Raw genomic sequence first — 21,412 nt, 5'->3', positions numbered from 1 at the left:
GAGACGCGCCGTTCTTTCGGCGTATGGGGGATATCGGTCAGATGAAGCTGAGGCTGAAACAGGAAAATGGGAGTCCCATCAGACGCCCTCGGCGAATCGGGATGCGCCTGAAGATTTTGGGGTACAGCCTGTATAAATTTGGATCAGAATGTTTTATGCGGATGAGGGTTGACAAATAATACTATGCAATGTATAATATAACACGTCAGGAGGTGTTCCGTTGGACATTCAGATCAAAAAGGGACTGTTGGAGGTCTGCGTGCTTGCGATACTGCAGCGTGAGGACTCCTACGGATACAAGATGATCCGCGACATCTCGGACTACATAGAAATTTCCGAATCGACCCTTTACCCGATCCTGAAGCGCTTGGAGAACGGCCAGTGTCTCACCACCTATTCGGTGGAGCACAATGGACGGCTGCGCAAGTATTACAGCATCACCGATACGGGGCGGGAACGTATTCGAAGTTTTATTGCGGAATGGTCCGAGATCGTGCGTGTCTATGACTTTATCGTACAGGAGGAGAAAGATGAATAAGCAGCAATTTCTTGAAAAACTCGCGTCGCTCATCAGCACGCTTCCAAAAGCCGAACGGGAAAAGGCGCTCAGCTTTTATGCAGAGATCATCGACGACCGGGTGGAGGCCGGAGAAAACGAGGCCGACATCATCGCGGAGTTCGGCGATATCCAACTGCTTGCCGCAAAAATCCTTGCGGAGAATGGGCAGATAAAAAAGAAGTCCACATCGGCCAAAGTGTGGACGATCGTTGGGCTGATACTCGGCAGCCCGGTCTGGCTTTCACTGGGCATCACATTCGCCGCCGTGGCGTTTGTGCTGTATGTGGTGGCCTGGGTACTGCTGGTCTGCTTCTATGTGATTGCGTTTTGTATGTTTGTCGTCTGTATGGTCGGCGTGATCACATCCTTTGTGTTTATCGCGGGGAATCCGGCTGCAGGGCTGTTCCAAATCGGCGCGGGGCTTGTCTGCGGCGGGCTTGGCATCCTGACCCTGATTGGAACGATTGTGCTGACCAGGCTGATGGTCCGCGCTTCGGCATATCTGATGAATAAGATAAGAAGCTTCTGGAATAGAAAGGTGGTGCGCCAGTATGCATAAGCTCAAATATCTGCTGTTGGCCGCGGGTCTGCTCTGTGCGGCGGGCTTGGTCATCAGCGGCTGCGCGTTCGCAGCTACGGGATTCTCCTTTCAGGATATCGCAAACGGCCCGCGGGTCGAAGAGCGCGAACATACGGCAAAGATCGAAGGTCTGACCGGGATTGATGTGCGCTCGGAGAACATCCGCGTCAAAGTGGTGCCGACGGCCGGCAAGGATATCGTCGTGCACTATCTCGAAGGCGACCAGCTCACCTGCTCGATCACCGAGCAGAACGGTGTCCTGGTTGTAGAAAGCACCTATCTCCAAAATTGGTTTGACCAGTTTCGCTTCGGGCTGTTCAGCAGCCTGGCGCTTTTAGAATATGACATCACGGTTGAACTGCCGAAGGATTACACCCAGGCGCTGAAGGTGCAGAACGGGAACGCCGGCATCTCGGTTGAGGATGCGTCACTGACCGATCTCGATTGCGAGACGTCCAACAGCAGTGTGGAGCTGACGGGCGTCACGGCGGGAACGCTGCGCGCGGTTTCCTCGAACGGGCACATCAGCCTTCAGAAGGTCAGCAGCGCGGGCGCGATGCAGGTGCGGAACTCGAACAGCTCGATCAAGATGGAGGATGTCCGCGCGGAAGATACCACCATTGAGGATTCCAACAGTTCCATCAAACTCATCGAGTTTGCCGGTACTGGAAAGCTTCATGTTCAGAATTCGAACGGTTCGATTTACTTTGAGGATATCGAAGTCGGAAAGACCACCGTGAAAAACTCAAACAGCCGCGTCGAATTCGACGGCGCGCAGCTGGGCCTGCTCAGCATCAGCAATTACAACGGCAGGATTCAGCTGAAAGATGTCACGGCACAGGAGTCTGTGAAGGCATCGACCACCAACAGCTCTGTGGTGGTGGAAGCTCTGGCGGGTCCCGATCTGACGCTGAGAACCGAGAACGGCGGCGTGCGCGGCACGATCGCGGGGAAGAAGGGCGAATACAACATCCTGGCCCAGACGGCCAACGGAAGCAGCAACCTGGAGGATCAGCTGTCGGATTCAAAGAACAAGCTGCAGGTGGTCACAAGCAACGGCGGCATCGACATCACATTTACACAGCCATAACGGTATGCACCAGTATGGTATACTTGAAGAAACCCGCGCCATGATGGCGCGGGTTTCTTTTTATGCTTTCGCGTGAAAGAACCACCGGCTATGCCGGTGCGGATGAAAGTGCTTATGAATTTTATATTTGCTTCCTCGCAGTAAAGCAAAATGACAATTCTTTTACTGCTGATAGAGAACGAAAGTTAAAAATTCACCCGTTTACGGGTTGCGGTGCGTGCGACGCAGATGACAGCTTTTCAGGCTCTCTTGAGAGCGAGCGATGCCCTTTTAAGATTGGTCAAACCACCAGTTCAGCTGGCGGTTTGTATAGAGTCTGCCATCATCTGTAAATCCGCTTCTTTTTTATGCTTGTATAGAATGAAACGGGAACCTGTTGGTATCCCTGCAGGGTCATATCGCTGCGGTTCATGGCTTCAAATTACAATCTATAAACATGCATGGTTTCGCCACTCAGCTGTGGCTTTGCTCTGGAAAACATGACCTGATAGGTTTCTGTCCATCCATTTGACCGCTTCGATTTCACAGCAGCTTTTTCAAAGTCTCTGCCGCGAGCTTTGCGTCGAAGCTTTTTCCAAGCTTTGCGGCCATGCGGCCAAGCAGGAAGCCGAACACCTTGCCGCTTCCATCCCGATACTGCCGCACCGGCCGGGGATTCTCCGCAATCACCTCCCGTGCGGCATTTTCAAACACCGTCCGGTCACGTATGAGAAGATATCCCTTCTCCCGCGCGATCTCTTCCGGCTGTCCGCCCTCGTCGAGCAGGATGTCCAGAATCTGTGCCGCACCGGCATGGGTAATCCGCGCGTCGTTTCCGCAATACATCCCGACGAGCGTCGCGGCCTGGGCAGGCGTGATGTTCGCGTCCACAACCGTCTTTCCCCGCAGGCGCAGCGCCTTGAGCAGATCCATGATCACGAAGTTAGCGGTTTCCTTCGGCAAACCGCTGGCAGCCGCCGCTTCTTCATAGAAATCCGCCAGCTCCCGCTGGCTCAGCAGTACGGCGATGTCCGCATCCGGCAGCCCGAACGCATCCCGGTACTGCTCGCGCCGCTGCTGCGGCATGCGCGGCAGCTTCTGTGCAATCCGCGCGATGTCCTCCTGCCGCAGGGTGAGCACCGGCAGGTCGGGTTCCGGGAAGTAGCGGTAATCCTGCGTTTCGGCTTTGTCGCGCATCGGCAGCGTGATGCCGCTGCTGTCGTCGTACCGCCGGGTCTGCTGGAGTACTAGCCCGCCGCCCCGCAGCAGCTCGCTCTGCCGTCTGGTCTCGTATTCGATGGCGCCAACCACCGCCTTATAGGAATTGAGGTTTTTGATCTCCGCGCGCACGCCGAGCCGCTGTTCCCCTTTCCGGCGCACAGAGATGTTGACATCCACGCGCAGGGAGCCCTGCTGCATCTTGCAGTCGCAGACGCCGGCATATTGGAGCCGCCTTGCGGCCTCCTCCACAAACCGCTTCGCCTGTGCCGCGCTGTGCAGATCCGGCTTTGTGACGATCTCAATCAGCGGCACGCCCGACCGGTTCAGGTCAACGAGCGTCCTGGTTTCATCCTGGTCGTGCAGCAGCTTCCCGGCATCCTCCTCCAGATGGATGCGCTCAATGCGCACAAACCCGTCGGGAAGATCAATGCCCCCGCCCAGACAGAGCGGATGGAAGAACTGCGTGATCTGATAGGCCTTCGGCAGGTCCGGATAACAGTAGTTTTTTCGGTCGAAGCCGCTGACCGGCTGTATCTCGCATCCCAGCGCAAGACCGGCCCGGACGCCAAGCTCAACCGCTTGCCGGTTCAGCCTGGGAAGTGCGCCGGGCTGGCCGGTGCACACGGCACAGACGCGGGTATTCGCACGACCCGCAAACCGGTTTTCGCAGCCGCAGAAGATCTTGCGGTCGGTCAGAAGCTCCGCGTGGATTTCCAGTCCGATGACCGGTTCATAGCACATCAGAAACACTCCCTTCGTTCAAATTCCCGTTCGAACCTGTCGGCCGCCGCCAGCAGGAAGCTGTCCGAAAACTTGGGTCCTGTCAGCATCATGCCGACCGGCATCCCGTTTTGATCGTAGCCGCAGGTTGTGGACACCGCCGGAAGCCCTGCCAGATTTGCCGCCACGGTGCAGAGATCCGCGCTGTAGGCCTGCGCCGGGCTTTCTTCTTCATCAATGTACCGGGCTGGAGCCGGTGTGGCCGGGCTGATCAGGCAGTCGCAGGTCCCGAAGGCTTCCTCCAGCTGGGATGAAAGCGCCGCCCGCACAAAGGCGGCCTTCTTGTAATACCGGTCGCGGTAGCCGCTGCTCAGCGCATAGTTGCCCAGCAGAATCCGGCGCTTGACCTCGTCGCCGAAGCCTTCGGCGCGCGTAAGCTCGACAAGCTCCTCGAAGCCCGCCGCGTTTTTTGCCCGATGCCCGTACCGGACGCCGTCATACCGCGCTAAGTTGCTGGCCGCTTCGGCCGACGCGGTGAGATAGTAGGCCGCCACCGCATACCGCATCGCCGGCAGGGAGACGGACTGGATTTGGCAGCCCATCGATTCATATTTCCGAATGGCGTTCGACACAAGCGTTTTGATCTCATCGTCGATCTCATCGCCAAACAGCTCCTTCGGCACGCCGATGGTAAAGCGTTCCGCACGCGCATCGCTGTCGACGGCCGGAATGTCCCGGCCCGCCATGCTGGAATCCCGTGGATCCCTGCCGCTGACCGCCTGCAGAATCACCGCACAGTCCCTTGCACAGCGTGCCAGCACGCCGATCTGGTCGAGCGACGAAGCGAAGGCGATCAGGCCATAACGCGAAACCGTGCCGTAGGTGGGCTTGATGCCGGTGATGCCGCACAGCGCGGCCGGCTGGCGCACCGACCCGCCGGTATCCGAACCGAGCGCGCCCACGGCAAGTCCCGCCGCGACCGCCGCCGCGCCGCCGCCCGAGGAACCGCCCGCGATTCGCCGGATATCATAGGGGTTGTGTACGGCGCCGAAACAGGATGTCGTGCTGGAGGAGCCCATGGCAAACTCGTCCATATTGTTTTTGCCCAGCAGCACCGCGTCCTGTTCGCGCAGCCGTTCCGCGGCATATGCGTCATAGCCCGGCACGAAGTCCCGAAGCATGTTGGAGCCGCAGGTGGTGCGCACACCCTTTGTGCAGATGTTGTCCTTGACGCTCAGCGGGATTCCGGTCAGCGCACGTCCATCCCCGCAGGACAAACGCCGGTCGGCCTGCTCTGCGAGGATCAGCGCGTCCCGTTCCAAAACCGTGATATAGCTGTTAAGCGCCTGGTCTTTCCGACGGATATTCCGCAGATATTCCCACGTCAGCTCGGCCGCTGATATTTCGCGGCGGTCGAGCAGTCCCCGCAGTCCGGCAATGCTTTGCTGTTCCAGCTTCATGATCCCTTCACCACCTTCGGCACTGTGTAAAAGCCGTCCTGCCGCCCTTTCGCGTTCAGCAGCAGCGCGTCCCGGCTGTCCGGATCATCCGGGCCATTTCTATCATCAGGACAGCCCTCTGGCATCCGGTGAAACGGGAGCTGTTCGCGGCGCTCGGTTTCGGCATCCTCTTTTAACTGCACCTTCTGAATGGTGTCCATAAGCTTCACGATGTCGTCCATCTGCGCCGCGAACTTTGTAACCTCTGCATTTGTCAGCTTCAGCTTTCCCAGCTGCGCCAGATGGCGCACCATATTCTGATCAATCATCCGGAAACTCTCCCCCTTATTCGCTGTTTCTTCTTATTATATAGCGAGTCCTCCCACGGCGCAAGCGGCTTGAGGGAGCGCGCGTATATATTTAACAGGTTGAAGAACCCCATCCTAGTTGTCTGCCAAATCCATACCGAGGAATGCCTGAATGGCATGGCCTATGAATATGGACGCGCCCGTTCCATATTTTTTGTCGGTCGCTTCGATAAACACAGAGTTGGACAGATAGCTTTCAGCCATAAAGGGCCAATAATTTTCCCCCATATCGATGCCGCCGCTGCAGGCGTTTGTGAATGAGATCAATTCATGCACAATCTCCTGAACATCGGAAGACGCGGCGTCTTTTTTGAGGTCCGCCGTCAGCCTTCTCGTAATCTCATCCGTTTTTTTAGTCAGATCGCCCGCATCCTGCTGTGTGATATGCGGGCCGTGGGACAGGAACTGTTCGAGGTTCTTTTCCATTGCTTTTGTGTAGTGCTCGAGACTGCCGTACTGCTTCACCGCCATCCCAGCGATTTCATCCTCACGGGATTTCATTTCGGAGACCATCTCGTCAAAGTGTTCCATGCTCCCAAACTGCTCGATGATCTCATCCGCGTGTGTCTGTTTGAATGCCGTCAGGACGCGGAAATATCCGCTCATATCAAAATCTTTAAAATCCATGCATCGTTCTCCTTTAATCAGTTTGTCGAGAAGCTCCAGCAGCGCGTTGAGCCTGTCGCGTTTGAACTGGATGAGCTCCCGCTGCTTTTTAAATGCGGCCGTCTTATCAAAGCGGGGATTTTCCATAATCGCTTTGATTTCCTTCAATGTGAAATCCAGCTCCTTAAAAAACAGAATCTGCTGCAGTGTTTCCAATGCGTTTTCATCATACAGCCGATAGCCGGCATCGGTGATCTTTGTCGGTTTGAACAGACCAATCTCATCATAAAACTGGAGTGTCCGGATACTGACACCGGTCAGCAAAGAAACCTGTTTTACCGTCATCATCCTGATGTGCCTTCTTTCATTGTGAATTTTTCTATATCTACTGTACACCATCACGATGCGTGAGGGTCAATCCTTTTTTCTATATTTCTATAAACTTTTTTGCCCGTTGGGGGGGCTTTCTATACCCGTCCAGCTGCCGGGCACTGAAAAAACGCGCCGCATCCTCAATGGGATGCGGCGCGTCAGGCTGTCAAGGCAGGGGACCCTGTCTTTGTATGCCAGGATACTTGTGAGGGGGATGTTGTACCGCTGTGGCGCGGCGGTTTTTCGCTATTTACCAAGTGACACCTTGGCAATGTGGCCGCTGGACCGCTGAAGTGCAGCCGCTCTACTGTATTTACCAAGTAACACCTTGGCAATGTGGTCGTTACTTCTTTGCCGGCCAAAGAAGTAACCAAGAAAGGCCGTTCAAGGGGGCCATACACTGCGCCGCTCCTAGCCAGATGGCCCCCTTGAAAATCCCCTCAGATATCCCACTATCCTCTTCGGCCGCCTGCGGGCGGCGTTTGGTTTTGGGCTGGGTGGCTAAATGGCTAGTAGCAGATACTTACGTTCCCTAAGTCTCTCTTAAATGGTACCCCGATTCCCGAAGCTGCTGTGCAAACAACTCCTCAGTCGGAGAACGCCGTAGGCGATTACTCCACCGCAGGTGGTGCGGGCGGCGTTTGGTTTTGGGCTGGGTGGCTGAATGGCTAGTAGCAGGTGCTTACGTTCCCTAAGTTTCTCTTAAATGGTACCCCGATTCCCGAAGCTGTTGTGCAAACAACTCCTCAGTCGTAGAACACCGTAGGCGATTGCCCCACCGCAGGTGGTTACTGGATCAGGAACGTTTTCCTTCCATGGTCTGGCGGACGATGTCCTCCATCATGCTTTTGGTCAGCGTGCCGGTCAGATAACCGAACACATTGCCCTCCCGGTCAATCATAAAGGTGGTCGGGAATGCGCTGATGCCGTACTGCTGGAACACCTCGCCGGTCAGGTCCATCGCGACCGGATAGGTGTAGCCCCCGTCGGTTAGGAACTGTTTCACCTCGTCGATCGAGACATCCGAATTGAACCGGTTCTCAGCTGTCTTCGGGTTCGCCACGCCCAGCACGACCAGGTCATCCTGATTCTCATTGTTTTTCAGGTACATCTCCTGAATGTCCGGCATCTCCTGCTGGCACGGTCCGCACCAGGTCGCCCAGAAATTTAAGAACACCACCTTGCCGCGGTATTCGGACAGCGAATGCTCCTTGCCGTACTGGTCGGTCAGCTTGAAGTCCGGCGCGGGAATCGCGGGCTGTGAGCTTTCCGACGCGCTGCCGGAGGAGGATGCCCCGCCCGAAGCGTCCTGCGGCGGCGTTGAGGGGGATTCGCCCTGTACGGAAGACGACTGCGATGCGGACGGGCTGTCCGATCCGCCGAAGCTAGACAGGTAGCCGGTCAGGCTGTTCATCCAGCCGGTGATCATCATGACGCCCATTAAGATCATCAGCGCGCCGCCGACCTTGACCGTGTATTTGACGACCTTCTGATGCTTCTTGAAGAAGTCGAGCAGCGTGCCGGTAAAGAGTCCGACCGCCAGGAACGGCAGGACAAAGCCGACGGTGTACACGCCGATCAGCGCGAACCCGGCCGCAGAGGAATTTGCGGACGAAGCCATCAGCAGTACGCTGCCGAGGGCCGGACCGACACACGGCGTCCATGCAAAGCTGAAGGTGAATCCGAGTACCAGCGCGACCAGCGGATTCATTGACAGCTTATTTAAAAAGAAGGGCAGACGGTGATCGCGGTTCAGGAACTTTGAGCCGAACACGCCGAGCTGGAACAGGCCGAACAGGATGACGATCACGCCGCCGATCCGGGAGAACAGCAAGCGGTTTCCGCTGAAGAAGCGGCCCGCGGCCGTAAAGCCGAAGCCCAGCAGGAAGAAGGCAAAGCTGACGCCGATGACAAAGAACAGCGTATTGAGCATCACCTTGGAGCGTTTGTAACGGATGGTGCCGTCCGCATCGACGATCTTGGCCCCGCCGGCCAGATAGCCGATATACAGCGGCACAAGCGGCAGCACACAGGGGGAGAAGAAGCTCAGGATGCCCTGCAGAAATACGGTCAGTATCGGGACACCTGTTTCAATAGAAAAGCCCATGATAACCTCCTATATGTTGATGTGTTGGCATTTATCCAACCGCGGCGAACAGATCGTTCAGCGCTTCGCTCATGGTCGGGTGGGTGTAGATGCCGTCCCGCAGGACGGTATAGGGAAGATCTGCGTCCATCGCCAGCTTGACGATGTTGATCATCTCATGCGCTTCCTCGCAGAACAGGTGCGCGCCGAGAATCCTGCCGGTCTTCGCGTCGATGACCGCTTTCAGGAGGCCGGCCGGTTTCTGCAGTACCTGCGCCTTGGGGATCGCCGCAGCGGGAAGCCGCGCGATTTTCAGTTCATAGCCCTGTTCTCTGGCTTCCTCTTCACTTAGCCCGACGCGTGCGAACGGCGGATCGAGAAAGACGCTGTACGGCACGGCGCCGCGATTGCCGGTACTGCGGTCATCTGCACCGAGCAGTTGGGATTTGACAATCCTGAAATCGTCCAGCGAAATGTACGTAAACTGCAGGGAACCGGTCACATCGCCCATCGCCCAGATGTTCGGATTCGCGGTGCGCAGCTTCTCGTCCACGCGGACCGCGCCGCGCCCGGTCAGCTCTACGCCGGCGCGTTCGGGATGAAGCCCTTCGACATTGGGGCGGCGTCCGGCTGCCAGCAGCACCGCCTGTGCGTCCAGCTTCCGTTCGCCCGCTGGCGTTCTGACGGTGACAGACGTAAAGCCTTCGCCGTCCTGCACCGACTGCACCTTCGCGTTCAGCAGGATTTCGACGCCGCGGCTGGTTAGGTTCTGGAAGACTGCCTGTGAAATCTCCCGGTCCTCCCTCGGCAAAAAGTCGGGCAGGTCCTGAACGACGGTGACCTTTGCGCCGAAGTTTGTGTAGATGGAGGCAAATTCCATACCAATGTACCCACCGCCGATGATGACCAGCTGTTCGGGAAGCTCTTTGAGGTCCAGCATCGTTTCGCTGAGGTAGACATGCGCGGATTCCCGGATGCCATCAATCGGCGGGATAAACGGCCGCGCGCCGGTGTTGATAAAGATCTGCTCCGCCCTGAATTCCCGTGTTTCTCCCTGCGTCTCGACCGCGACGGCACTGCCGTCCAAAAAGGACGCCGTCCCATGGATCACGTCGATGTTCGGATGGCTGTTCAGCTTGTCATAGTTTTTCTGCCGCAGCATGCCGGTCAGACGGTCCTTTTCCTCAATGGCCGCCCGGTAGCGCGCGGCCTTCTCTGCAAAGCTTCCGCCGGTGGCGGCTGAAAGCGATGCGCTGTGCACCAGCGATTTGGATGGGATACAGCCCACATTGATGCAGGTTCCGCCGTACATCTTTTCCGAGCGTTCCACAACCGCAACCTTCCTGCCTGCGGCGCCGAGCGCGCCGGCCAGTGTTTTTCCTCCCTTGCCGAACCCGATGATCAGTGCGTCGTACTGTTTCATAAGGATTCCCCTTTCCTATGATTGCCTGTATGGGCATGAAATATTGTTTCGTCAATCCCGGCAATTGTGACCGTTTCAAGATATGATTCGCATCGCCGGTTGAGCGCGTCATAGATATCGTCCATAATGCCCGCCATGCCGGATGCGATCAGACAGTCCATGTCGCTGTCCCCGCTGCGCCATCCCGCGGATACATAGGCCGTTCCAAGCGCTTTACCAACCCGCGCAAGGTTCACCGATGCGGGGTCAAGTGAAAACCGGTAGCCGCCGTCGGCCCCTTCCTTGGTTTCGATCAGTCCGGCCTTCTTGAGCTTTGCCATGACCTTGCGGACCCGGGCCGGATTCGTGCAGATGTTCTTCGCCAACTCCTCGCTGGAAAGGCTCTTTGCCTTATGGTTTAAAAATACCAGCGCGTGTACGGCAATGGTGAATTCCCCCGTCATGCCTGCTCACTCCCCGATACCGTATCATAAGACCAGTCCACGATGCCGCCCATGTCATACACCTTCGTATATCCCATGGAGACAAGCTTTTCACTCGCCTGTTTGCTGCGCACGCCGGTCCGGCAGTATACCAGCAGGACGGCGTCTTTGTCCTGCAGCTGCTGCGGCGGTGTGTCCGAGATCGTTTCGTTGGGCACCAGCACCGCATTTGGAATGTGCCGTTCCTCGTATTCCTGCTGTGTGCGGACATCCACAACCGTGACGCCGCCCTCATCCATCATCTTCTTCGCTTCCTCCGCCGTGATTTTGTGATACGCTTCATCTGAAGCGGACGAGCTTTCCGGCTGTTCCTGCTGTGAAGACTGCATCCCCTGAGAGGACTGCGTGCCCTGCGAACCGGATGCGCCTGACGTTTCACCGTCCTGTACCGAACAGGCCGTCAAAAACAGCAGCGTTCCCGCCAGCAGCAATATTTTGATTCGATGTTTCATCATGACATCTCCAAACTGTAATATTTATAGTCTCAGTTTCTATCTGTTATTATATCAGTTACAGTTATCGTTGTCAACCCTTTTGCATACTTTTTTGTGTTTTTTCGTTCTGTATTGTCCCGTATGGATTTGCCTGCTGGTCATCCTGCAAAGAATCCAGCAGGGGACAACCGATACCGATTTTTCAAACAAAGGTGGAGGGTGCGCTTCCAATAAAAGTGCACCCTCCACCTTTTCAGCAGCATTTGGCAAGGTAGAGTGATGCGAGACGAAAGAGGCTAACTCCTTATAAATGACCAGGAATATGTTTTACAAGATCATATTTGTTTTAATAAACCTGTTAAAATGTACGTACCAGCCGAAGTGTCAGGGTACCATAGGGACAGTTTGAAACCGGGAAAGCGTCCGCTGCTAGCTATGCCCAACCACACAGCCCAAAACAAAACGCCGCCCGCAGGCGGCCGAAGGGGAAAGCGGAATATCGGAGGGGATTTTCAAGGGGGCCATCTGGCTTAGAGTGGCACCGTGCATGGCCCCCTTGAACGGCCTTTCTTGGTTACTTCTTTGGCCGGCAAAGAAGTAACGCCCCCATGGCCAAGAGTACTTGGCAAACAGCGTGAAGCCGCTGAGCCGCAGCGATCCAGCGACCCCATGGCCAAGAGTCACTTGGCAAACAGCGTGAAGCTGCTGAGCCACAGTACCGCAATGATCTCCCAGCCCCATCTACCTTCATAAGCAAAGATCGATGAACTGCTATTCATTGAAAAACAAAGCTGGATGGTACACTTCCAGTGAAAGTGTACCATCCAGCTTTTCTATAGCAGAGGAAAGCCCCTCATTTCTTCCGCTTCCATACGGCCGAAACAATCAGCTTGATGCACAGAAACATCGCGGTCAGAAAACCCGCCAGCCCCAGCAGCGGGATGCCCAGCACCAGCGGCTGCATGCCGGTGGTGCAGATGATGCTCGATCCCATCAGCAGCGCGGCGGCAATGATGCAGGTGATCAGCTTGTTGACCATCCGGTCGATCTTCCGAAGCGGTTCCTCCGACCCGACGATTTCGAGATTGACCTTGGTCTGTCCCTTGACCGACATCTTCAGAAGGTCGGACAGGTGCGCCGGGATTTCGACGCCCTTGCTGGCGCTGTGATACATCCGCTTGGACACCTTGGCGAAGGTGTGCTTCAGATCCAGCTGCTCAAGCACGTCGCCCGCCAGATGCGCCTTGGCGATCTGCAGAAGGCTGACGTTCGGACAGCATTTGCTGAGCACGCCCTCCAGCGTGACCGTGCCGCGCGCAAGCATCGAGATGTTCGCCGGCATACTGATGCTGTGCCGCTTCGCAAGCTCCATCAGCTCCTGAATGAACTGCCCCAGATTGATGCTGGAAAGCTCGGCGTCCCCATATTTGGCAAGCATGTCGTCAATGTCGGTGTAAAGCTGTGTGTGGTTGACCTTGCCCTTTGCCGTTCCCAGTGTCAGCAGGATGCTTTTCAGCTCATGCACATCGTTTTCAACGACCGATTTCAGCGCGCCGCGGAACAGCGTCTGGTCGCGGTGGGACAGCCTTCCCATCATGCCGAGGTCCAGGAACACAATCCTTCCATCCCGAATCCAGAGATTGCCGGGATGCGGGTCCGCGTGGAAGAACGCGTCGTCCAGCACTTGCTTGCAGAAGCTTTCAGCCAGCTTCTTCCCAATCTCCTCCATATCGTAGCCCTGCTTTTCGAGCGTTTCCTGCCGGTCGATCGGCGTGCCGGATATCTGCTCCATCACAAGGATGCGCGATGTGGTCAGCGCGCGGTTGATCTTCGGGCAGCAGACATACCGGATTTCACGGTTGTTGCGCGCGAATTCCTCGCAGTGCGCGGCCTCCAGCAGAAAGTCCATCTCTTGCTGCGCGACGGCCCACATCTCGTCGATCACCGCGTCAAAATCCACGACGCCGTCGGTGCGGTCCACCAGCTTCAGAATCCGGATGGCCCGGTGCATCAGCTTCACATCCCGCGCCATCAGCTCATAGATGCGCGGCCGCTGCACCTTGATGACCACCTTCTCGCCTGTCTCCCGCAGCTCGGCGCGGTAAACCTGAGCGATCGAGGCCGACCCGAGCGGCTGTTCGTCGACCGCGGAGAAGACCTTTTCAAGCGGGCATCCGTACTCCTCCTCGATGGTCTGGCGCGCCTCCTCGAACGGGGCGGGCCGCACCGTCGTCTGCAGCTTCACCAGCTCGTCGCAGTAGCTCTGCGGCAGGATGTCGGAGCGCATCGACATGACCTGTCCCAGCTTGATGTAGGTCGGGCCCATATCCTCCAGAATCTCCCGCAGCTTGACCGGCGTGATGCCATGTATGATATCCCGTCTGCGAAGCACAGCCAGCAGCTCCCGCAGCCGGGAACTGCTGGCTGTCTTCGTTTCAGGCCTATGCTTCTTCCGATTCATGATCCCTGTTCTCCAGCTCGGCGATTTTGGCCTTGAGCGCGGCAAGCTCTTCCGGCGTCATGCTGGAAAGCTCCTCTGCCAGAACGGAGGCCTTCGGCTTATCCTGATGCAGCTTATCGGCCACATTGCGTTTGAGCTCCTCGTTCAGGACCTTGCCCTGCTCCACGGTCAGCTCGCCCTTCTGGACCAGCTGTGACACCACCTCTTTGGATTTCTCCGCCGTGAGGGCCAAAGCGCCGATGCCGGCCAGCAGAACCTTCTTCAGATCATCCTGCATATTCATGGAAATACCTCCTTGTTGGGCTTCATAGTTTCAACCTCATTATACACCATTTCGGCGCGCCGCACAGCGTTTTTCCCAAAAGTTCAGGAAAAATGTACAATCGCCTGTCCTGTGTTCTATTACAAATACAGTTCGTTCATCGCAAACACAGATGGATGGCGCACTTGGCAAATTAAATTTTGGGAGGACAGCGCTTTGAAAATGAGTTTTCGGAAGGGTGTCGCCCTGCAAATAATCTTTTAGGACCATCTGTCCTAAATCTACCATTCCTATATGAGTTGTGTTATCATAGAGCGGGAGGGATCACCATGCTTGAACGGATACGGAATCTTCGGGAAGACCGGGATATGACGCAGAAGGAATTGAGCGCGCTGCTGTTTGTTTCGCGGAGTACCTATTCCGCTTATGAATTGGGGAAGGTGAACGTTCCAGCCGAAACGCTTCGATTTCTTGCGCTGTTTTTTGATACCAGTGTGGATTACCTGCTGGAGCTGACCGACAACCCTACACCCTACAGAAGAAAACAGAAAAAAGGAAAGGCAGACGGCTGAACGTCTGTCTTCCCTTTTTTTATTGGTGATAACAGTCATAAGTTTTATGAAAACACCGGTTCTTCCATGGATGTGTTCGGCGTTACCTTGATTTCCCTGATATCATCGGAGGTCGGATTCTCAATCTGCCTTGCCATGATGACAAACCGTTCATCCCCCTGCGCGGCGGTGCGGTATTTGTATGCGCAGGTGGAAAGCGTCAGGATCTTGTCATCGCCGGAAGGGGTGACCTCGTAGGTGAAGGTGGAACGGCGCTTCGCGGTGTCCACCATATCCTTGAACGCCTGCTCGTCCGGCTCGTTTTCAATATAGTAGAAATCGATGTCGGTATGGAAGCCCGCAAAGATTTCCCAAACGCTCTGGCCCTCGTCGGTCACAAGATAGAGATAGGGATGCGCCTCCGCATAGGCTTGGTCCTCGTAGTTCAGCAGCGACGCGAACATCTCGGTGCCGATGCCGGAGGTCGTGGTGTTGTGCCCATAGATGATGGTGTTCTGTGTGAAGTCCTTGAAGCTGCCCGTGACCTTGTCCATGTAGTCGAAGAACAGCACGCCTTCGAAGTTGTAGTTTCCATCCAGTCCGCGGCGCGTGTAGTATTCGTTGTCCTCATACTGCACGACCGGGTAGTCGACCGGCGTGTCCGGGATGTACAGCCAGCCCTTCGTGTCGTCGTTGATGTCCTTGGCCTCCTGAAGCTTGGCCGCGATGTCCTCGGGCACCTCGCTCAAATCCTTGGCCGCTTCGGCGCTGATGTCGGTTTTGGATGGGAGATCGGAAGCCGGTTTTACCTCAGGACCGCGCAGGATGTCGGATGAGAACAGGACGATGAGACAGATGGCCAGCACGCCGCAGACGCAGCCGGCTATAATACGTTTTTTCATGATTTATCCGTAAGCCCCTCCTTTAAGGCGCCGTTGGAGACCAGTCCCTTGGAAGCATCCATGCGGATGGTGGTACCGCTCTTCAGAATACGGGTGGCGTTTTTGGCCCCGATGATGACCGGAATTTCCAGCGCCATGCCGACAATGGCGGCATGGGAGGTGAAGCCGTCCTCCTCGGTGATGATGCCCGAGCATTTTTTCATCAGGGACAGGATGCGGTTGTTGGTTTCCGGGATGACCAGAATGTCTCCCTGGTTGAATTTCTTGAGCGCTTCCTCATAATCGCGGCAGGCGCAGACCTTGCCGCAGGTGATGCCGGAAGTCACGCCGCGTCCGGTGACAAGGATATCGCCGACCACATGTACCTTCAGCAGGTTGGTGGTGCCCGAAATGCCCAGCGGCGCGCCGCAGGTGATCGCGATCAAATCGCCGTCCTTGACATAGCCGGCCTTTCTGGCGGCTTCGGCGGCGTGCTCAAACAGGTCGTCGATGCTGGTCTTCGGCTCGATCATCAGCGGGACCACGCCCCAGGACATGTTCATCTGGCGGTAGACGGTCGGAATCGCCGTACAGCCGATGATCGGGACCTGCGGGCGGAACTTTGAGATCATCCGCGCGGTCTGACCGGACTGGGTGACCGTGACAATCGCCGTGGCGCCCAGGTCGTAGGCGACCGTGCAGGTCGCGTGCGAAATCGCGTTGGTGACGTCCTGGCTCGAATCGTTGCCGTGCGCCGAGAAGCGTTTGCCGTAGTCGATGTCGTTTTCGGTGCGCTCGGCGATCAAAGCCATCGCGCGCAGCGCCTCGACCGGATAGTCGCCGGCCGCCGTCTCGCCGGACAGCATGATGGCGCTGGTTCCGTCGTAGATCGCGTTTGCGATGTCGGTGGTTTCCGCGCGGGTCGGGCGCGGGTTGTGGATCATGCTTTCCAGCATCTGGGTGGCCGTGATGACCTGCTTGCCGGCCTTATAGCCCTTCTTGATCAGGATTTTCTGCAGGACCGGGATTTCCTCGTACGGGATCTCGACGCCCATATCGCCGCGCGCGACCATGATGCCGTCCGAAACGCGCAGGATGTCGTCGATGTTCGCGACGCCGTCCGCGTTCTCGATCTTCGCGATGATGCGGATGGTGGTGCATTTGTGCTCGTCGAGGATCTGGCGGATCTGCATGATGTCGTCGGCGCAGCGGGTGAAGGAAGCCGCGATAAAGTCAAATCCGTGCTCGATGCCGAAGATGATATCGCTGCGGTCCTTCTCGCTCATATACGGCATGCTCAGCGCGTGTCCCGGGACGTTGACGCCCTTGTTGTTGCTGATGGTGCCGCCGTTGACGACCTGGCAGTTGATGTCGTTCCCCTCGATGTTGACGACCTTGAGTTCGATCAGGCCGTCGTCCAGAAGAATTTTGGTGCCCATGTGCACATCCTTGGGCAGGTTTTTATAGGAGATCGAAACCCGGGACTCGTCGCCCAGGATTTCGTCGGTGGTCAGTGTAAACAGTCCGCCCGGCTGCAGTGTTTCCTGTTTGTTTTTGAATTTGCCGACCCGGATTTCCGGGCCCTTGGTGTCCAGCAGCGTGGCAATCGGAAGGCCCAATTCCTCGCGCAGCTTGGAAATCATCTTCATATTGGTGTCGTGCTGTTCGTAGTCCCCGTGGGAGAAGTTGAAGCGCGCGACGTTCATGCCGCCCAGCATCAGTTCCTTGACGATCTTTTCATCCTTGGTCGCAGGGCCTAAGGTACAGATAATTTTTGTTTTCCTCATATCAATCAATCACTCCAGACCGCAGTCAGACTGCATCATATTTGTCCTTTGGACGTTTTGCAGAAATGATGAAAGGGAAGCGGTATTTTTCATGCAGAACGCATAAAAATACTGCTATCGATTCCACCTTAAGTATATAATAGATTATTGTCAAAATCAATGAAATTGATGTGACTTTTTACAATATAGCAATTGTTTTTGTTTTTGAGATGTAGTATAATGCAGCCAACCGAAAATATCCTGCACCGCCCCTGACCGGTCGACGCGCTCAATATGCCGGGATTTTGTCAAAAAATCCGGGTTTCTTCCCGTGCGCAAAAAACGCCGGCCGGCAAGGATACAGGCGCGGCTGCGGATATGCAGCCTGATGAACCCACTGTTTCCGCAAAGGATTTTGCAAAGACGCAGGCGCGGCTGCGAATATGCAGTCTGACGATACCCACTGTTTCCGCAGTGGATTTTGCAGAGATACAGGCGCGCGGCTGCGGATACGCGGCGGTTGATTTTATAAAGAGAAGGTAAAATGGGAATGAAACAAGTAACGAAGGAACAGGCTCTGCAATATCTCAAAAAGCAGGGCGTCGCATTTATCGGATTTATCGTCATGGCGTTCGGCGTGGCACTGTTTTTATTGGTGGGACTGGGCGGCGATCCCGGACAGGTGTTCGCGGACAGCATCCACAAGCATCTTGGCATCACAAACGGCATGGCGCTGACGCTGCTGCATCTGTCGTTTTTTGTACTGCTGCTGATCTTCCAGCGCAAAATGGTCCGGCTGGACATGCTGATCCCGACCTTTGTGCCGGGGCTGATCATCGACCTGTTCATGTTCTTGATGCGCGATTTCATCACGCCGGAGCTGCCGATGGCGCTGCGGGTGCTCAGTTCCTTTGTCGGCTGCATCTTCCTGGGGATGGGGCTATGCTTCTATCTCAACTCGCACACCGGCACCGCCCCGATGGACTGCTTTGCGGTCATCCTGTCGGACAAAGCGCACATCAAGCTCGGCACGGCCCGCATTGTGCAGGATGCCACCTATTTCCTCATCGGCTTTCTGCTGGGCGGAACCTATGGCGTCGGTACGCTGATTGCCGTGCTGCTGACCGGTATCTTTGTCAACCTGTTCACCAAGCTGGGCAACCGGACCCTGTTTAAATGGGCCCGCATTGTTTCATAATATATACATAAGCAGAAAAGGAGTTGTTTGCCATGCGCAGTACGGTACATTTGAATTATGACTGGAAATACATCCCGAGCTTCAAGGAGGAGTACACGGCCGCCGGCTTTGACGACAGCGGCTTTCAGACGGTAAACCTGCCGCACACCAATATCGAGACTCCGTACAACAACTTTGATGAGCAGATGTATCAGTTCATCAGCTGTTACCGCCGCAAAATTCTGATTCCCGAGGAATATGAGGGAAAGGTCCTGATGCTTCGGTTTGAAGGCGTCGCCTGTTATGCGCAGGTTTATGTCAACGGCAAACAGGTCTGTTTCCATAAAGGCGGATACACGCCGTTCGAATGCAACATCGCGTCGTATGTTGAATACGGCGCAGAGAATACGATCGCCGTCATGGTGGATTCCACCGAGCGGGACGACATCCCGCCGTTCGGCCACGCGCTCGACTACATGACCTTCGGCGGCATCTACCGTGAGGTTTCCCTGGAGGTACTGCCGAAAAGCTACATCGAGAACGTCTTTGTCCGCACAAGAAATGTGCTGGAGCCTGAAAAGCTCGTGGACATGGATGTCCTGTTAAGCTCCGCGGAAGGCTGCGACGGCATCCGCGTGGTTGTGGAGGATGCCGAAGAGAACACCGTGATGGAGTGGAACCATACCGGCGAGCTTGGCGAAAAGGTCAACCTGAAGCACGCCTGCGAATATGTGAAGCTCTGGGACATCGGCAGCCCGAACCTGTATCAGATGAAGGTGTTCCTGCTTTCCCAGAATGAAGTCGTCGACGAGTACCGGACCCGCTTCGGCTTCCGCGAAGTGCAGTTCACGCCGAAGGGCTTCTTCTTAAATGGCAGAAAGGTCAAGATCCGCGGCCTCAACCGGCATCAGAGCTATCCGTATGTCGGCTATGCGATGCCCAAGAGCGCGCAGCGCGAGGATGCGGACATCTTAAAATATGAGCTGGGCGTCAACCTCGGCAGAACCTCGCACTATCCGCAGTCCAGGCACTTCCTGGACCGCTGCGACGAGATCGGCCTGCTGGTCTTTGAGGAGACTCCGGGCTGGCAGCACATCGGCGAGGGAAGCTGGAAGAACGTCGTCTGCGAGAACATCCGCGAGATGATCCGGCGCGATTTTAACCATCCGTCCATCATCATCTGGGGTGTGCGCATCAACGAATCCCCGGACGACGACGGCCTGTACACGCTGACCAACAAGATCGCCCACGAGCTCGACGACACCCGTCCGACCGGCGGCGTGCGCAAGTTTGCCGGCAGCCATCTGCTTGAGGATGTGTACACCTACAACGACTTCATCCACCGCGGCGAAAACCAGCCGCTCGACGACCCGATGGAGGTCGCGAAGGCCGACGTGCCGTATCTGGTCACCGAACACAACGGGCACATGTTCCCGACCAAGAGCTTCGACCACGAGTCCAAGTGTACCGAGCATGCGCTTCGGCATCTGCGGGTGATGAACAAGATGTATGCGACCGAGCAGATTTCCGGCTCGATTGGCTGGTGCATGGCCGACTACAACACGCACAAGGATTTCGGCAGCGGCGACCGCGTCTGCTACCACGGCGTTTTGGACATGTTCCGCTGCCCGAAGCAGGCCGCGTCGGCCTATGCGTCGCAGAAGGACGGCGAGCCGGTCATGGCCGTGTCCAGTGAGATGAACATCGGCGAGTACAACGCCTGCGAAATCGGAACGGTCTATGTTTACACCAACTGCGATACCGTCAAGCTGTATAAGAACGACAAATACATCGGCGACTACCACGCGGATACAAAACAGTTCGGCAGCCTGCCGCATCCGCCGGTCGTCATCGACGACTTCATCGGCAACCAGCTGGTCGACGAGGAGGGCTTCTCCGAGAAGGACGCCGCCGTTGTCAAGAAGATCCTGGTCGGCATCACACAGCTCGGCTTCAACGCGCCCAGCGAATTCCCGGAGGAGATGGCCTACTTAAAGGAGATCGGCATCGGCTACGACGAATGCATCGACCTCTACGGCAAGTATGTCGGCAACTGGGGCGAGAAGCAGGTGACCTACCGTTTCGACGGCTATAACGGCGATGAAAAGGTCTGTTCAGTCACCAAAACGCCGGCATCCAAAACGATGCTCGAGGTCAAGGCCAGCAACGGCACGCTCATCGAGGACGAGACCTACGACGTGGCCCGCATTTCGGTCAAAGCGGTTTCGGAATACGGCAACCTGCTGCCGTTCTCAAACGATGTCGTCAGCGTCGAGGTGAGCGGCCCGGTCGAGGTCATCGGCCCGAAGACCTTTGCCCTGATCGCATCTCAGCGCGCGTTCTGGGTCAAGACGGTCGGATGCAGCGGCAAAGCGTCGGTCAAGATTTCCTCCGAACAGCTTGGAGAGAAGATCATCACGCTGGATGTGAAGAAGGTCGACTGATCTGCCGCCCATAGATGAAATAAAAGAAGGTTCTGTCTGCTGTGCTAAACGGCGGACAGAACCTTTTTGCATGTTATATACCAGCACCTAGCGGCGAGGCACCACCTGGCGGTGGAGCAATCGCCTACAGCGTTCTTCGGTTAAAGAATGATTCCCGCAGCAGCTGCGGGAGTTGGGGTACCGATAAAGGCTGTAGCAGAGAACGTTAACGTCCGCCACCTGCGATGGAGCAACCGTCTACCGGCGTTCTGAGACTGAAGAATGATTTACGCAGCAGCTGCAGGATTTGGTGTATCGGTAAAGGCTGTAGTAGAGAACGTAACATCCGCCATCTGGCGGTGGAGCAATCGTCTACCGGCGTTCTGAGGCCGAAGAATGATTTACGCAGCAGCTGCGGGATTTGGGGTACCGGTAAAGACAGTCACAGGGAACGTTAGCATCCGCTGTCAGCCATTCAGCCACCTTGACCAAAGCCAAACGCCGCCCGCAGGCGGCCGAAGAAGATGAAGGG

Annotated in this window: 18 protein-coding genes; 6 read left to right on the top strand and 12 right to left on the bottom strand. The window is 56.2% G+C overall.

Annotated features, from left to right (window positions below):
* The first annotated feature begins 220 nt into the window (after nt 1-220).
* The 3 genes from BN348_RS12315 to BN348_RS12305 are packed head-to-tail and all read left to right on the top strand — an operon-like array spanning nt 221 to nt 2,229.
* On the top strand, nt 221-538 hold the full coding sequence (locus tag BN348_RS12315) for a PadR family transcriptional regulator (RefSeq protein WP_040198335.1): 318 nt from the start codon (nt 221-223) through the stop codon (nt 536-538).
* Nucleotides 531-1,118 carry a DUF1700 domain-containing protein gene (locus tag BN348_RS12310; RefSeq protein WP_040198334.1) on the top strand — a complete coding sequence of 196 codons (588 nt, stop codon included), beginning with the start codon at nt 531-533 and terminating at the stop codon, nt 1,116-1,118. Before BN348_RS12315 ends, BN348_RS12310 begins: the two co-directional genes overlap by 8 nt.
* Entirely contained in the window at nt 1,111-2,229 is a 1,119-nt protein-coding gene (locus tag BN348_RS12305; protein ID WP_040198333.1) for a DUF4097 family beta strand repeat-containing protein, read from the top strand. Before BN348_RS12310 ends, BN348_RS12305 begins: the two co-directional genes overlap by 8 nt.
* 522 nt (nt 2,230-2,751) lie before the next feature.
* Here BN348_RS12305 and gatB read toward each other — a convergent pair.
* The 10 genes from gatB to BN348_RS12250 form a co-directional block, all read right to left on the bottom strand.
* Nucleotides 2,752-4,170: an Asp-tRNA(Asn)/Glu-tRNA(Gln) amidotransferase subunit GatB gene (gene gatB, locus BN348_RS12300; protein ID WP_040198332.1), complete on the bottom strand. Its 1,419-nt coding sequence runs from the start codon at nt 4,168-4,170 to the stop codon at nt 2,752-2,754.
* The gene (gene gatA, locus BN348_RS12295) at nt 4,170-5,609 is read right to left on the bottom strand and encodes an Asp-tRNA(Asn)/Glu-tRNA(Gln) amidotransferase subunit GatA (protein WP_040198331.1); all 1,440 of its coding nucleotides are present in this window, start codon (nt 5,607-5,609) and stop codon (nt 4,170-4,172) included. The genes gatB and gatA overlap by 1 nt, the downstream gene beginning before the upstream one ends.
* Complete coding sequence (locus BN348_RS12290; protein ID WP_040198330.1) at nt 5,606-5,917, bottom strand: Asp-tRNA(Asn)/Glu-tRNA(Gln) amidotransferase subunit GatC; 312 nt, start codon at nt 5,915-5,917, stop codon at nt 5,606-5,608. The genes gatA and BN348_RS12290 overlap by 4 nt, the downstream gene beginning before the upstream one ends.
* 114 nt (nt 5,918-6,031) lie before the next feature.
* Nucleotides 6,032-6,910, bottom strand: coding sequence for a MerR family transcriptional regulator (locus tag BN348_RS12285; protein ID WP_040198329.1), 879 nt, complete (start codon nt 6,908-6,910; stop codon nt 6,032-6,034).
* Nucleotides 6,911-7,730: 820 nt separating this feature from the next.
* Nucleotides 7,731-9,041, bottom strand: a complete 1,311-nt coding sequence (locus BN348_RS12280; protein ID WP_040198328.1) for a redoxin domain-containing protein — start codon at nt 9,039-9,041, stop codon at nt 7,731-7,733.
* A 31-nt stretch (nt 9,042-9,072) separates the two neighbouring features.
* Complete coding sequence (locus tag BN348_RS12275) at nt 9,073-10,443, bottom strand: FAD-dependent oxidoreductase (protein ID WP_040198327.1); 1,371 nt, start codon at nt 10,441-10,443, stop codon at nt 9,073-9,075.
* Nucleotides 10,440-10,886, bottom strand: a complete 447-nt coding sequence (locus BN348_RS12270) for an RrF2 family transcriptional regulator (RefSeq protein WP_040198326.1) — start codon at nt 10,884-10,886, stop codon at nt 10,440-10,442. Before BN348_RS12270 ends, BN348_RS12275 begins: the two co-directional genes overlap by 4 nt.
* On the bottom strand, nt 10,883-11,377 hold the full coding sequence (locus BN348_RS12265) for a rhodanese-like domain-containing protein (protein WP_082020978.1): 495 nt from the start codon (nt 11,375-11,377) through the stop codon (nt 10,883-10,885). The genes BN348_RS12270 and BN348_RS12265 overlap by 4 nt, the downstream gene beginning before the upstream one ends.
* 835 nt (nt 11,378-12,212) lie before the next feature.
* Nucleotides 12,213-13,820 carry an ABC1 kinase family protein gene (locus BN348_RS12255; protein ID WP_040198324.1) on the bottom strand — a complete coding sequence of 536 codons (1,608 nt, stop codon included), beginning with the start codon at nt 13,818-13,820 and terminating at the stop codon, nt 12,213-12,215.
* Nucleotides 13,801-14,103, bottom strand: coding sequence for a phasin family protein (locus tag BN348_RS12250; protein WP_040198323.1), 303 nt, complete (start codon nt 14,101-14,103; stop codon nt 13,801-13,803). The genes BN348_RS12255 and BN348_RS12250 overlap by 20 nt, the downstream gene beginning before the upstream one ends.
* A 308-nt stretch (nt 14,104-14,411) precedes the next feature.
* On the opposite strand from BN348_RS12250, the gene BN348_RS12245 reads away from it, so the two are divergent.
* A complete protein-coding gene (locus BN348_RS12245) occupies nt 14,412-14,654 on the top strand; it encodes a helix-turn-helix domain-containing protein (protein ID WP_040198322.1) in 243 nt (80 codons plus the stop codon).
* Nucleotides 14,655-14,698: 44 nt separating this feature from the next.
* Here the strand turns inward: BN348_RS12245 and BN348_RS12240 are convergent, their stop codons facing one another.
* Complete coding sequence (locus BN348_RS12240) at nt 14,699-15,535, bottom strand: class B sortase (protein WP_052446921.1); 837 nt, start codon at nt 15,533-15,535, stop codon at nt 14,699-14,701.
* Nucleotides 15,532-17,301, bottom strand: a complete 1,770-nt coding sequence (gene pyk / locus BN348_RS12235; RefSeq protein ID WP_040198321.1) for a pyruvate kinase — start codon at nt 17,299-17,301, stop codon at nt 15,532-15,534. The genes BN348_RS12240 and pyk overlap by 4 nt, the downstream gene beginning before the upstream one ends.
* A 529-nt stretch (nt 17,302-17,830) precedes the next feature.
* On the opposite strand from pyk, the gene BN348_RS12230 reads away from it, so the two are divergent.
* Nucleotides 17,831-18,478, top strand: a complete 648-nt coding sequence (locus BN348_RS12230) for a YczE/YyaS/YitT family protein (protein ID WP_040198320.1) — start codon at nt 17,831-17,833, stop codon at nt 18,476-18,478.
* A gap of 32 nt (nt 18,479-18,510) precedes the next feature.
* On the top strand, nt 18,511-20,901 hold the full coding sequence (locus BN348_RS12225; RefSeq protein WP_040198319.1) for a glycoside hydrolase family 2 protein: 2,391 nt from the start codon (nt 18,511-18,513) through the stop codon (nt 20,899-20,901).
* The last annotated feature ends 511 nt before the right edge of the window (nt 20,902-21,412 follow it).

It is taken from the genome of Candidatus Soleaferrea massiliensis AP7 (genome assembly GCF_000820765.1).
GTDB lineage: Bacteria > Bacillota > Clostridia > Oscillospirales > Ruminococcaceae > Soleaferrea > Soleaferrea massiliensis.
This window is presented reverse-complemented; position numbering and strand designations above follow the sequence as displayed.

Excerpts from the sequence above, each read along its gene's own strand:
- BN348_RS12310 (WP_040198334.1), top strand. The coding sequence starts at position 531 with ATGAATAAGCAGCAATTTCTTGAAAAACTCGCGTCGCTCATCAGCACG.
- BN348_RS12305 (WP_040198333.1), top strand. The coding sequence starts at position 1,111 with ATGCATAAGCTCAAATATCTGCTGTTGGCCGCGGGTCTGCTCTGTGCG.
- gatB (WP_040198332.1), bottom strand. The coding sequence starts at position 4,170 with ATGTGCTATGAACCGGTCATCGGACTGGAAATCCACGCGGAGCTTCTG.
- gatA (WP_040198331.1), bottom strand. The coding sequence starts at position 5,609 with ATGAAGCTGGAACAGCAAAGCATTGCCGGACTGCGGGGACTGCTCGAC.
- BN348_RS12290 (WP_040198330.1), bottom strand. The coding sequence starts at position 5,917 with ATGATTGATCAGAATATGGTGCGCCATCTGGCGCAGCTGGGAAAGCTG.
- BN348_RS12285 (WP_040198329.1), bottom strand. The coding sequence starts at position 6,910 with ATGATGACGGTAAAACAGGTTTCTTTGCTGACCGGTGTCAGTATCCGG.
- BN348_RS12280 (WP_040198328.1), bottom strand. The coding sequence starts at position 9,041 with ATGGGCTTTTCTATTGAAACAGGTGTCCCGATACTGACCGTATTTCTG.
- BN348_RS12275 (WP_040198327.1), bottom strand. The coding sequence starts at position 10,443 with ATGAAACAGTACGACGCACTGATCATCGGGTTCGGCAAGGGAGGAAAA.
- BN348_RS12270 (WP_040198326.1), bottom strand. The coding sequence starts at position 10,886 with ATGACGGGGGAATTCACCATTGCCGTACACGCGCTGGTATTTTTAAAC.
- BN348_RS12265 (WP_082020978.1), bottom strand. The coding sequence starts at position 11,377 with ATGAAACATCGAATCAAAATATTGCTGCTGGCGGGAACGCTGCTGTTT.
- BN348_RS12255 (WP_040198324.1), bottom strand. The coding sequence starts at position 13,820 with ATGAATCGGAAGAAGCATAGGCCTGAAACGAAGACAGCCAGCAGTTCC.
- BN348_RS12250 (WP_040198323.1), bottom strand. The coding sequence starts at position 14,103 with ATGAATATGCAGGATGATCTGAAGAAGGTTCTGCTGGCCGGCATCGGC.
- BN348_RS12245 (WP_040198322.1), top strand. The coding sequence starts at position 14,412 with ATGCTTGAACGGATACGGAATCTTCGGGAAGACCGGGATATGACGCAG.
- BN348_RS12240 (WP_052446921.1), bottom strand. The coding sequence starts at position 15,535 with ATGAAAAAACGTATTATAGCCGGCTGCGTCTGCGGCGTGCTGGCCATC.
- pyk (WP_040198321.1), bottom strand. The coding sequence starts at position 17,301 with ATGAGGAAAACAAAAATTATCTGTACCTTAGGCCCTGCGACCAAGGAT.
- BN348_RS12230 (WP_040198320.1), top strand. The coding sequence starts at position 17,831 with ATGAAACAAGTAACGAAGGAACAGGCTCTGCAATATCTCAAAAAGCAG.
- BN348_RS12225 (WP_040198319.1), top strand. The coding sequence starts at position 18,511 with ATGCGCAGTACGGTACATTTGAATTATGACTGGAAATACATCCCGAGC.